Source organism: Collinsella sp. AF15-51, assembly GCF_003462845.1.
Classification (GTDB): domain Bacteria; phylum Actinomycetota; class Coriobacteriia; order Coriobacteriales; family Coriobacteriaceae; genus Collinsella.
The window spans coordinates 258,626-271,201 of sequence record NZ_QRYG01000001.1; the positions used below are offsets into that span (position 1 = coordinate 258,626).

A 12,576-nucleotide genomic window follows, 5' to 3' on the forward strand; every position below is an offset into this window, starting at 1 on the left:
CCATGCGTTGCGGTGAAATGCGGACTGTTTGGCGGCTTTTTTGGCCAAAACAGTCCGTATTCCACCGCAAGTTATTGAGGGCTAGAGGCTGTAGGTGACCACCTGAGGCTCGCACGGGTTGGCGAGGTCGACTTGCTCCACGCGGACGAACTTGACGGTCACGGCCTCAAAGCCCGCCTTGTGCAGAACATCAGCGTAAACGCGCGCCTGCAGGGCGTGCTTCTCCTGCAGCTGTTCCGGCGTCTCGTCCGGTGTGCCGCCCGTCTTGTAGTCGATGACCAGCGCGCGTGACGAATCCGCCGGGTTCGTCGCCAAAGCATCGATGGCGCCCTCGGCATATGCAGCGTAGCGAGCGATGTCCTCATCCTCGCAGCCCAGCGAAAAGAACGGCACCTCGGCGCGAACGCACGGCCAGGCAAGCAGCTCGGCACGGACCGCCGACTTGAGCCAGCGATCCAGGGCAACGTCGAAGCGTTCGCGCTGCTCCGGCGTCAGGCACCACAGGCGCGCCAGCGCATCGGCACGCTCAGCGGGCAGCGCATCGGCACCCATCTCGATCAGCCACTGGCAGGCGGCATGGAACGCCGAGCCCAGCGCCATGGGGTTGCCGGCGGGCTCAACGGCGGCCACGCCTGCATCCGTCATCTCGGAACCATCCGACTCCGCATCATTGCCGGCCTCGTCCATGGGCGTGTGTGCCTCGGCGGCACGGTCCTCGGACTCGGCATGCAGCGCCGCGGCAATTGACGAGTAGCTGTACGAATCGCGCGCCGGATACGGGCAGGCGCCCATGCGCACGCCCACCGTCTGGGGATACACGAGCTCAAACGCATCGGGCTCGGGGTCGGCAGGGCCGGGAACGGCGGCGCGGGCATCCGCACCGGCGCCCTCCGGCTCCGCATCGCCGCGGACAAGCCTGCCCTCGGCATCCAGCGAAGCGTTGGCCTCAAACGCCTGCTCGCCAAAGGTAAAGTCCGAAAGCGAAATGAGCTCGTAGTCGCCCGGCTTGGAGTTGTCGAACACCAGGCGGTCGGCATCGAGCTGCGGCATGTCCAGAGCGTCGGTAGGCAGAATACGACGCAGCACGTCATAGGTCAGATCGGTCTCGACGTCGAAGGTCGGCGCCGTCACCTTGCCGCGGCTCACGCCGGCATCCATCGCCAGAATGACCAGCTCTCGCGCACGCGTCATGGCGACATAGAGCAAGCGAGCCCGCTCCTCGAGCGAAAGCTGCAGGTCGTCGTTACGCAGGCGGGCAAATGCCTCGGCGGGAGAGCCCGTCGCACAGACGTCCTCCATGAGCTCTGGCGGCAGCCACAGCGACATGCCCTTGCCCTTAAACGCGTGCTCAAACTGCTTTTTGACGTCATCGCCCTTCACGAACGTGCCGTCCGCGAGTTTAACGCCGTCGAAGCGTGCCGGCAGCGCCACGACCTGCGCTCCGCCCTCGACACGCCCCATCTGAGCCGCACCGGACGATTTGCGCACGCCAAAACACTCGGCAACCGCTACGACCGGATACTCCAGACCCTTGGACGCATGCACCGTCATGATGCGCACCGCGCCGTCGCCCTCCTCGTTGAGCGCGCCCGGGGCCTCCTTGCCCGCCAAGAAGCGGTCGAAGGCGAGCGCGATGGAGCGCGGAGAATTGCCGAGCTCGGCCTCTGCCTCGGCCACGGCGTCGAGCGCCTTGAGCACGTTGGCGGCGATGGCCTTGCCCTCGGGACCACGCTGCGCCAGACGCACAAACCAGCCGGAGGCGTTGACAGTATCGCGCGCGATGGCGGCGAACGAATCGCGCCCCACGCGACGAAGCGCATAGCGCAGCACCTCGCGGGCGCGCGTCAGCAGCGGCAGATCCCGCAGCCCCGGCACATCGCAATCGCTCATGATGCCCACGTCGATGTTGCGGCGCGAGGTCTCCCCCGTCTGGTCGTCCAGCTTGGTCGCCAGCGCCAGGAACTCCTGACCGCCGAGCGCAAACATCGGCGAGGCCAGCAGCGGCATAAGACCCTGCGCCGTATCGGCCGGGTTAGCAAGCGCGCACACCAGAGCACGCACCGTTTGGACCTCGGCAGCCTGGGCAAAGACCGAGCCGCCCGCGATGACGCAGTCGAGCCCCTGGTCGCGGAAGGCCTGCGCATAGACATCGGCGTTGGTCATGCGGCCCAGCAGCAGGACCATGCTGCCCTGGGGCTGGCCCGCTTTAACGAGTGCTTGGAATCGCTCCGCAATCGCACGAGCTTTCGCCTGCGTTCGCTCCTGCGTACTGTCACCGGCAACGAAGATCGCCTGGCGGCGCGATGCCTTCGCCTTGAGCTTGTCCTCGCGTTCGTCGCTCGGTTCAAGATCCAAGAACCCCTGCATCAAACCACCGGTGTCGCCGTCAAAGACGCGCGCCACATAGCGCAGCACCTCGTCGTGGCTGCGGAAGTTGCGTACAAGCTTGACGAGCTCGCCGGCGGGGGCATCGGACGTGGCGACCGTCTCGGACGCCGTCGTCGAACCCACCTTGCGCTCCTGGCGGCGGAAGACCTCGACCTCGGCGCCACGGAAACGATAAATCGACTGCTGCGCATCGCCCACGGTACACAGCGCACGCTCACCCGCGCCGGTCAGGTAACGGATCAAATCGACCTGCATCTGGTCGGTATCCTGGAACTCGTCGATCATGACCATCTTAAAGCGGCCCTCATAGGCCGCTCGAATAGCCGGATAGTCGCGCAGCGCCTCGTACGCCATACGCAGTAGGTCGTTGTTATCGAGCGCGGACTGGCCGGCCTTCAGCGCGCGATACTCAGCCTCCACAGCACGAGCAAGCCCCACCAGCGCATCGAGCGCCGGACCGCCGCAGGCAAGCACGATATTGATAAATGCATCGGCGGCCTCGGCCTTGAGCAGCTCCACCTGCTCCTTAGGAAACGCCTTGCTCGCCCGAGGCATGCTGCACGACATCATGAGTCGCGCCGCATCCTCCATGGTTTTGCCGCTCGCCTCAAACGCGTCGATGGCATCGAGTGCCACCTGCGCTTTCTCGGTCGCGGCCTTGCTTGCGCCCAGCGCCGCACGATAGGCATCGGCGAGTGCCGAGGTATCGGCCTGGCCGCGCGCCACGCACACGTCGTCCATACCGCCCGGCAGCTGGCTCGAGAGCTCCAGCAGCTCACGCACCAGGCCCTTGATGGTGGTGCCGGCGCCAAAGAGGCCACCCTCGCCTGCCATGGGATACCAGGCGTAGAGGCTTTTAAGCGAAGCGGCGAGCTCGGGGGCGGCATCGGGCGCCGTCGCTCGGGCCAGCACATGCTCAACAGCCTGATCCATAAGCTCATCGGTATCGGTAAGCACCGTGAACTCGGGATCGATGCCCAGCTCCAACGCATGCGCGCGCAGGATGCGCGAACACATGCCGTGAATGGTCGAGATCCACGCATCGTCGACGGTCAGGGCCTCCTCGTCCATACCCTCTTCGATAAGCGCGCGACGCACGCGGTCGCGAATCTCGGCCGCGGCATCTTTGGTAAAGGTAATGGCGAGCACCTGATCCAGATGCTCGACAAACGGACCGGATTCGGGCGAGAGCGCATAGACGATGCGGCGCGTGAGGGTAAAGGTCTTGCCCGAGCCGGCACCTGCCGAGACAAACAGCGGGCGGTCGAGCGTTTTGACGACTTGCAGTTGTTGCGGCATCAAAGTCGAAAGATCCATGGTCTACACGTCCCTCCTTACAAACGTTCCTTCGTGGTTATACGAGCAGCGCGCATGCGCGGCCTGCGTCGACGCCGGGTCGACGGCGGCAACGTTGCCTGCCTCGAGCTCGCGCAGGCGCTCGGCGATGCCGTCCTCCACGCGATCGAGCAGGCCGTCGAAGTCCATGCTGCCGCCCTCGCCGGGAAAGCCCTTCTTAAGCCCCGGGATGCGGCCGTCACCACGCTCCTCCTCGAGCAGCTCGGCACTCGCGGCGCCTCGCAGCGCCGGTTTGCCGCCCTTGGTCGAAAAATAGAGCGCCGCGCGGGTGTCCAGATCCAGCGCCCGGCGCATAGCCTGCGCATAGATAAGCGTCTGGGTATGGGGCGGCAGCCACCGCGGATCGTCGATGGGCGCCGTGCCTGATTCCTCGTCGCGCACCGTAGGGTCGGCGAGCTTAAACTCCTCAACGCCCGTGCGATGCTTGTAGTCGATTACCACGGCGCGATTCTCGGCGTCCACGTCCACGCGGTCGATGCGCCCGCCAAGCGGCCAGCCGGCATACTCGACCTGGAGCTCGTTGAACGCAAACTCCAGGTAGCGCGGCGCGAAGGGCGCGAGCGCCTCGGCTTCATAGGCAAGCACGCCCTCCAGCTGCGGCAAAATCTCGGCCACTTGGCGCTCCTCCACTGGAGAGAGCGGCACCAGCGGGCCCTCGGTACCGCGCTTGCCGGCGTGCTCGGCCAGGGTCTCGGCAAAGACCTCGTGCAGCAGCTCCTGAGCACGTGGCAGGTTCTCGGGCGTCACGCGCTCCATGCCCTCCTGGGGCAGACGGGCATGCAAGTGCTCCAGCACGTCATGGACAAAGTTGCCCTTCTCCATGTTGCCAAAGCCCGCATCGATGGACTGGGGTTTGACGCGATACGACACGAACCAGCACAGCGGGCAGGTGGAATAGGCCTCGATCTGCGAAGCGGACGTCAGGCGCGGCACCAGCGGCGCATCCTCGCCCTCGCCATCGCGACGGCGCAGGACCAGATACGGAATGGCTTCATCGCTCAGATGCTGAGGAGCTTCGCAGGTCACGCGCTCGCGCCTAAGACCTTCGCCTGCCGCGGGATCGAAGTCCCTTACGATATCGCCCTCACCCACGCACTTCGCCTTGTCGGCGCCAACGGCCTTAGCGTCGTCAGCGGCCTTGTCGGCGTCAGCGGCCTTAGCATCGTTAGCGGCCTCGGCATGCGCCCGCAACTCGGTCCACACGGCAGCCGGGTAGCACTCGCGCGCCTGGCGATCGTGCGTCACGCGGGCAAGCGCAACCGGACCGCGCGCGGCCTGCATCGCGCGGCCAAAGCGCACGCGCAACAAGGCGGCAGGCTCAAGCGTCACACCGCTGCGATCTAACTCTGCCGTCAGCGTTGCCAGCGGGCCCTCCTCATGTGAGAGCGGATAACTGTCCAGGTCGACGTCGGCAAACAGCACGGCATCGTAGCTGCCGGGGCGCAGAGCCGCCGCATCGGCAAGCGAAGCAAAGCGAACCTGGGCGCGTGGCGCACGGTCAACCTCGTAGGTCTCGTAATCGTAGGCGGCGCTACGCTTGTCCACCTTGGTTCGAATGTCATCGAGCACGGGCACGGTCGCGGCCTGCGACACGTCGAGCGCACGGGCGCCATTCATAAGGATGTCGATGACGTGGCGCAGCAGGGCCACCTCCGCCTGGCGACGGGCCTGACCGTCGAGACCGCCAAGTGCGCGATCGGGCAGTGCCTCGGCAACGGCAAGCATGGCCTTGAGCGCCGTCACGGGTTTGTCGCGCCACAGCGCCTGGAACACGTCCGAGATCACGCACGGCACGTTCTTAAACCAGTTCTCGTCGCTCGCCGCTTTACGCGCGCCCCTCACCTGGCCCTGCACGCTCTGCAGCAGGCTCTTGACGCCCGCAGTGGTCTTGCTGCGCGACAGTCGCATATTCTTGTCGAACGTGCGCGCGCTGGCGGCGTCGGCACCCGAAAGCGGGCTGTAAATCCAGTCGGTAAGCTCCGGAGCGGGCCACCACTCAGTCTTAGAAGCTGCCCCTTCGTCGGCGGCCTTCATACGCTCGATCAGGTTGGCGAGCGCCGTGAACTGCCTGCCCGCAATGGATTGGGAAAACGCCGTGAACTCGGCCGTCTCGGCAGCAACGTGGCGCGCCGCCAAACGAGCGGCAAGCTCGCCGAACAGCTGGGGTGCCCGGGCAGAAACAACGAGCACGCGTACGGGGTCGGCGGGTGTTGCAGCAGCTTTATCGTCCTTGGACTCCTTGTGCGCTTTCACCAACTTATCGATGACGTCCGCATAAGCATGGGCACGGGCATGGGGGCCGGCGACCTCAATAAAGGCAGGCTGAGCAGCGGACTTGGAGGCAGTCTGGGGCGCGGCGGCGCCCTCCCCCAGCGGCGCGATCTCAAACAGCACACCGCGGACATCAAATGCCGCGGCAAGCTCCTCGCGCATCGCCGCTTGCTCGCGGGCAAGCAGCACGACAACCTCTCCCCCGTTGTTTGCCACGGCGGACAGCAGCTCGAGCAGGCTATACGTAAATGACGTGACGCCGCACACGCAAACGGCGCGGGCGCACCCCGGCAGGTTGTCGGCCAAAGCGCCGGCCATAATGTCAGCCGCCTCGCAGGGCTCGACCATATCTCGACGGTCCAAACCGCGCGCATAGGCGCACAAAAGTTCAAACACGCGAGCCTCGGCGTCGCTTTTGGGCTTGGGCTTGCAAACGTTGTCGCAGCAACGCTCGGCGCCTGTCCCTGCCACACCCGGCAGCACATCGCGAGCCATACGCGCGAGCATACGCACCGTGCCCTGGCTGCGCGAAAGCGGCTGCAGGTCGGCGTCGTCGAGGCGCGCTACCATGTCCGAAAACAGCATCTGGCGCTGCAGGTTGTCGACGAAACCGCGCCCGTCGCCCAAAAGCTCCCAAAGCGAGCGAAGCCACGATGTAGGCGTCTTGTAGTCAATACCCAGCGAAACGCCGGCTTCCGCCGCATCATGACGGCACAGGTCGAGCTCGGCAAACGTTGGCGCCAGCAGCACGGCACGCCCGTGGCGGGCAATAAGGTCGGCAAGCAGCGCCGCCTCGGCATCGCTCAAATCCGCGCCGGCGTTGGTGGTATAGATTCGAACAGGCATGGTCCTCCACTCAAACCGTTCGCAATATTCGATGTTTCCATCCTACCCGCCCGCGCGGACAGATTTGCCCCACGCCAACAGATTTGACCCCTTGGAGACGGAGGAAAATGGATCACCGAGGAGGTCAGTCTAACCCAGTGATCCGTTTTCCTCCGTCCCCAAAGGATCAAAAAACCGCCCCCGAAGGGACGGTTCTGCGCAATTCGTTTGTTGCCGCTGGCCTACTCGCCATCCTCCAGCTTGATGAGGATCTTGCGATAGCCACCGTACTCGCCGTTGAGTGCCTTTGAAACGCGGCTCACCGTAGTGGACGAAGCGCCGGTGCGGGCCTGAACCTCAACATAAGGCTCGCCCTCATCCAGATAACGCGCAACCTGCAGACGTTGCGAAAGATCGCAGATCTCGCGCGGCGTGCAGATATCGGTCAAAAACGCCTGGATATCCTTCTCGTCATCCAAAAGACTAAATGCGTGGACCAGCTGCTTGACATCAGGCTTGTCAAACATGTTCTCGATATTCATCGATCACCGCCAAACCCGCCATAAGGCATCGAAGTTGATACTGACATCGGGCATCGTTCGCCCGTTCTATGCAATAGGGCAACGCCTGTGGCTTTTGCCCGTAGCAGTGTAGCACACCACCAAACTAAAGCGACAAGACTCTCTGCCAGCGGCGCGTTTTTCAGGACGAACGCCGTTTTGAAACCGAATGCGCACGTAAGCTCCACGAATATCTGAGACAATGGGCGGCCGAACAAGGCGGCACACCCGAGCGGCCGTCCAAGCTGCCGCAGCAAACCGCTTCACGCGACGCCGACGCACCCTGCGCAAGAAAGGATTCACACCATGCGCTTTATGCTTAACTGGCTCTTTACCTCGATCGCCATCGCGATTGCCACGTTCCTCGTCCCCGGCATCCAGCCCTTCGGTTTTGCCGAGGCCTGGGTCTGTTTCGCCTTCGTGGGACTGTTCCTGAACATCGTCGATTCGCTCGTCAAGCCGTTCCTGACGGTTATCTCGCTGCCGCTCACGATCATTACGCTGGGTATTTTTCAGCTCGTAGTCAACAGCTTTATGCTCGAGCTGGCCAGCTATCTGTCGGTCAATCTGCTGGGCGCGGGTATCTCCATCGCCAGCTTTGGATCGGCCTTCATGGGCAGCATCCTGGTGTCCATCATGCGCAGCATCCTCGACAGCATCGCCGGGGGCTAAAACGGCCATTCCGGCCGCGCCCGTCTCAACAGCCCAAAACGAAGGCCGCCCATCACAAAAATGGGCGGCCTTCTTATTTGCCAAGTCTCAAAGGGCGAGAGAATCTGCCATTTCCACCCCGTCCCCAAATGGCAGGTGGGCTAGATCACGTAGTCGTAGCCTTCGTTGGGAGCGACAAGTTGATCGAGCGTCACACCGTCGAGGTAGTCGTTGATAAGCTTGTCCAGGTTCTTCCACACGTCGAGCGTGGGGCACTCGTCAGAGCGCGAGCAACCCTTGCAGTCGCCATCCAGGCAGGCGACCGGCGCCAGACTGCCCTCGGTCAGGCGCAAGATCTCGCCCACCGTGTACTGCTCGGGCGGGCGCGTGAGCACATAGCCGCCGCCCTTGCCGCGCATGCCCGAGAGCATGTTGGCGCGCACGAGCGTAGCCAGAATATTCTCGAGGTACTTCTCCGAAATACCCTGACGCGCCGCAATCTCTTTAAGCGGGATACGGCCTGTCGCCTGGTGCTCGGCCAGGTCGACCATAACGCGCAGGGCATATCTGCCCTTTGTGGAAACCAACATATATATAGCTGCCTTTCGGTCTTTTAATTCGTAGAAATTCTAGCCGAAAAATTGGTTTTGAAAATACCTATTCCCGTCAAGATGGTTAATCGACTCGTAATAATCTTCTATTTCCTATTGCGTTACTAGGCTTTACTGTCTACTATGCTTGCCAACAGCAAAACGAACAACCTATAAGGTTTGTGGGTTTCGCTGCCACACACACCGTAAAACCACACGGTATCCAGTCATTTGAACACTTTGGAGGTTCACCATGAGCAATGTTTACACGTCCATCGATCAGCTTATCGGCCACACCCCGCTTCTGGAGCTCACCCACTTCGAGGCCGACGATGACCTCAAGGCCCGTGTGCTCGTCAAATTGGAATACTTCAACCCCGCCGGGTCCGTCAAAGACCGCGTCGCCAAGAACATGATTGACGAGGCCGAGAAGGCCGGCAAGCTCGTGCGCGGTGGCGACTACACCATCATCGAGCCCACGAGCGGCAACACCGGCGTCGGCATCGCCTCGGTGGCGGCGGCCCGCGGCTACAAGGTGATCATCACTATGCCCGAGACCATGTCCGTCGAGCGCCGCAAGCTCATGCAGGCATACGGCGCACAGCTCGTGCTCACCGACGGCTCCAAGGGCATGAAGGGCGCTATCGCCAAGGCGGAGGAGCTGCAGAAGGAAACTCCCAACAGCATCATCGCCGGCCAGTTTGTGAACCCCGCGAACCCGGCCATTCACAAGGCCACGACCGGCCCCGAGATCTGGGATGACACCGACGGCGAGGTCGACATCTTCGTCGCCGGCGTTGGCACCGGCGGTACTGTGACCGGCGTGGGCGAGTTCCTCAAGGAGCAGAACCCCCAGATTCAGGTCGTCGCCGTTGAGCCCGCCACTTCCCCGGTGCTCTCTAAGGGCCAGGCCGGCCCGCACAAGATCCAGGGTATCGGTGCCGGCTTTGTGCCCGACGTCCTCGACACCCAGGTCTATGACGAGATCATCCCCGTCGAGAACGACGACGCCTTTGCCACCGGCCGCGCCGTGGGCCACAAGGAGGGCGTGCTCGTGGGCATTTCGTCCGGCGCCGCCGTGTGGGCCGCACTGCAGCTGGCCAAGCGCCCCGAGAACGAGGGCAAGACCATCGTGGCGCTGCTCGCCGACACCGGTGAGCGTTACCTGTCCACGGCGCTCTTCCAGGACTAGGGCTTCTCGTTCTTAGAACGAGTCCAAGGCACGCCGGTCTCCCCTCTCTTCTGGCAGCCTGAGCCCATCCCATCAGGGTGTCCCACGAGACGTCCGAACTTGCTACAATGTCTGCGGCGCGGAACCAGCCTCCCGCGCCGCTTTTCTTTTTTGGCCACATGCCACCAAGGAGAACCTCCCCATGCACAACAAGCGCGTGCTCGTCGCCATGAGCGGCGGCGTCGATTCCAGCGTGACTGCGTACCTGCTCAAAAGCCAGGGCTACGAATGCGTCGGCGCCACCATGCGCCTCACCTGTCCCGCGCCCGATCCCACCACGGGCATGAGTAAGGTCGACCGCGACATCGCCGATGCAAAGGCCGTCGCCGAGCGCCTGGGGATACCCCATCACGTGCTCGACTTGCAGCAAACCTTCGACCGCAACGTTGTCGAGCGTTTTATGAACGCCTACCAGGAGGGGCTGACGCCCAATCCGTGCATCATCTGCAACCGCCATATTAAGTTTGGCGCGTTGCTGGATGCGGCGCTGGATATGGGCTGCGACTACATCGCCACAGGCCACTATGCCAAAACGAGCCAGGCGCCCGACGGCACCTGGCAGCTGCATCGCGGCGAGGACCCCAAAAAGGACCAAAGCTACTTTTTGTATTCGCTCACGCAAGAGCGCCTGGCACGCACGATATTTCCGCTGGCTGGGCTGGACAAAGAGCGCGACGTGCGCCGCATAGCCGCCGAGCAGGGCTTTACCAACGCCCAGAAGGCCGAAAGCGAGGACATCTGCTTTATTCCAGACGGTGACTACGCGGGCTATATCGAGCGCCGCTGCGGACATCCCGCTGCACCGGGCGACATTGTGTGGCGCGACGGCAGCGTGGTCGGGCGCCACAACGGCGCGCTGCGCTACACCATCGGCCAGCGCAAGGGCCTGGGCGTTGCGATGGCGCATCCCGTGTACGTAACGGGCGTCGACGCCGCCAACAACACCGTGCATCTGGGCGAGGCCGAGGACCTGGCGGCCACAGCGCTCACGGCCAACGACTGGATCTGGAGCGCCCCCGCCGACCACATGGAGGCGGAGCTCGACGCCGGCGGCATCCGCGTGGGCGCCAAGTACCGCTACCGTCAGAAAGACCAGGCAGCAACCCTTACACGTGGCGCCGGCGGACAAATGCTGCTAACTTTTGACGAGCCGCAACGAGCCATCGCCCCCGGCCAGGCCGTTGTAGTCTATCGCGGCGACATCGTCCTGGGCGGCGGTACCGTTACGGCAGCCATCAAATAGCCCCATCCCCTTTATAAGTTGCGGTGAAATAGGGACTGTTTAAGCGTTTAAAACCGCCAAACAGTCCCTATTTCACCGCAAGTTAGAGAGGACGGCCTCGGTCGGCACTATTGTGTCAGCCGAGGCCGCTGCATCGTTAGCGCTGGACGTAGGCGCGGACCAGCTCAAAGGTGTTACGCACACCGTCGATGTGGCTGCGCTCGTAGTTGTGGCTCGCGTACACGCCGGGGCCGATCAGACCATGGCGAATGTCATAGCCGGCCGAGAGCGTGGCCTCGACGTCGGAGCCGTAGTGCGGGTACACATCGATGGCGTAATCGAGCTCCAGCTCGCGCGCGATGTTGGACAGCGTGGTTACCAGGTCGTAGTTGTACGGACCACCCGAATCCTTGGCGCAAATCGAAACCATGCGCTCGGTGCAGCCAAGGTCGTCGCCCACGCAGCCCATGTCCACGCTGATCATCTCGCGCGTGTCGGCCGGCACGAAGGCACCGCCGTGGCCGACCTCCTCGTACACCGTAAAGAGCAGCGATACCTTGCGCGAAAGCGTCACCTCGCCGCCAGCAACGGCGCGGGCCAAACCCAGCAGAATCGACGCGGACAGCTTGTCGTCCAAGAAGCGGCTCTTGATGTAGCCGCTCTCCGTCACCGTGGTACGCGGATCCATGGCGATGATGTCGCCGGTCTGAATACCCAGCTCGAGCACATCGTCCTTGCTGTCAACGTTCTCGTCGAGCAGGATTTCCATGTTCTTCTCGATGGTCTTGACCGGCTCATCGGCCACATGCGCCGAAGGCTCGGTATTGAGGACCACACCCGTGTACACATTGCCATCGCGCGTATAAACGGTGCAGTTCTCGCCATCAGCCGTAGACCACTGATGCCCACCGAGCGTCGTGGGGCGCAGGCGACCATTGTCCTTAATGGAGCGTACCATGGCACCCAGGGTATCGACATGGCTCGCCAACACGAGCGGCTCACCCTCGCCACCAAGCTCAACAAGCACGTTACCCTTATTAGAACGCTCGGGCCCAAACCCCATATCGCGCAGGGTCTCCATCAGATAATCAGTCGCCGCACGGGTATAGCCCGTAGGCGAAGCAATCGAGGTAAGCGCCTTCAACTGGTCAGTAATATAGGAGAGCGTAGAATCCATCTGGGACACCAAAGTCACCCTTTCATATCGAATTAAACCCACAGCAACAATACCACCACGCACAATTATTTACCTAGCGAGACAACCCATCGAGCTTCCCAGAGCAGCGCCCGCCACGATAACGAGCCGGCGGGCCCCTGCCCGTTAGCCCCACAATCTTTCCGGCACCCCGGCATCTGAGAAAAGAACGCAGGCGGTCCCGGGTCTCCCTCCGGGCGCATTCCGCAGGACGTAAAAGGCCCCGCCGCGCAATGAACTGCCTCCCATTTCTTGGACATGAGAAATGGGAGGCTTTCTTTATGCGC

The 12,576-nt window shown here is 63.0% G+C and carries 8 protein-coding genes; 3 read left to right on the forward strand and 5 right to left on the reverse strand.

Annotation, left to right across the window (positions count from 1 at the left end; all coding sequences use genetic code 11):
• Window positions 1-81: 81 nt before the first annotated feature.
• The 3 genes from DWW51_RS01170 to DWW51_RS01180 form a co-directional block, all read right to left on the reverse strand.
• Complete coding sequence (locus tag DWW51_RS01170; protein WP_117773068.1) at window positions 82-3,705, reverse strand: UvrD-helicase domain-containing protein; 3,624 nt, start codon at window positions 3,703-3,705, stop codon at window positions 82-84.
• A 3-nt stretch (window positions 3,706-3,708) separates the two neighbouring features.
• Window positions 3,709-6,861, reverse strand: coding sequence for a PD-(D/E)XK nuclease family protein (locus DWW51_RS01175; RefSeq protein WP_117773070.1), 3,153 nt, complete (start codon window positions 6,859-6,861; stop codon window positions 3,709-3,711).
• Between the two features lie 221 nt (window positions 6,862-7,082).
• Entirely contained in the window at window positions 7,083-7,382 is a 300-nt protein-coding gene (locus DWW51_RS01180) for a YerC/YecD family TrpR-related protein (RefSeq protein WP_022094855.1), read from the reverse strand.
• 324 nt (window positions 7,383-7,706) lie between these two features.
• Here DWW51_RS01180 and DWW51_RS01185 point away from each other — a divergent pair, with 324 nt between their 5' ends.
• On the forward strand, window positions 7,707-8,072 hold the full coding sequence (locus DWW51_RS01185; RefSeq protein WP_117655581.1) for a phage holin family protein: 366 nt from the start codon (window positions 7,707-7,709) through the stop codon (window positions 8,070-8,072).
• Between the two features lie 140 nt (window positions 8,073-8,212).
• On the opposite strand, the gene DWW51_RS01190 is transcribed toward DWW51_RS01185, so the two are convergent.
• A complete protein-coding gene (locus DWW51_RS01190; RefSeq protein ID WP_117564502.1) occupies window positions 8,213-8,641 on the reverse strand; it encodes an Rrf2 family transcriptional regulator in 429 nt (142 codons plus the stop codon).
• A gap of 253 nt (window positions 8,642-8,894) precedes the next feature.
• On the opposite strand from DWW51_RS01190, the gene cysK reads away from it, so the two are divergent.
• Window positions 8,895-9,833: a cysteine synthase A gene (gene cysK, locus DWW51_RS01195; protein ID WP_117773072.1), complete on the forward strand. Its 939-nt coding sequence runs from the start codon at window positions 8,895-8,897 to the stop codon at window positions 9,831-9,833.
• Window positions 9,834-9,891: 58 nt separating this feature from the next.
• Window positions 9,892-11,115: a tRNA 2-thiouridine(34) synthase MnmA gene (gene mnmA / locus DWW51_RS01200; protein ID WP_255413074.1), complete on the forward strand. Its 1,224-nt coding sequence runs from the start codon at window positions 9,892-9,894 to the stop codon at window positions 11,113-11,115.
• A 136-nt stretch (window positions 11,116-11,251) separates the two neighbouring features.
• Here mnmA and DWW51_RS01205 read toward each other — a convergent pair whose 3' ends face one another.
• The gene (locus DWW51_RS01205) at window positions 11,252-12,271 is read right to left on the reverse strand and encodes a M42 family metallopeptidase (protein ID WP_117637363.1); all 1,020 of its coding nucleotides are present in this window, start codon (window positions 12,269-12,271) and stop codon (window positions 11,252-11,254) included.
• Between the last annotated feature and the right edge of the window lie 305 nt (window positions 12,272-12,576).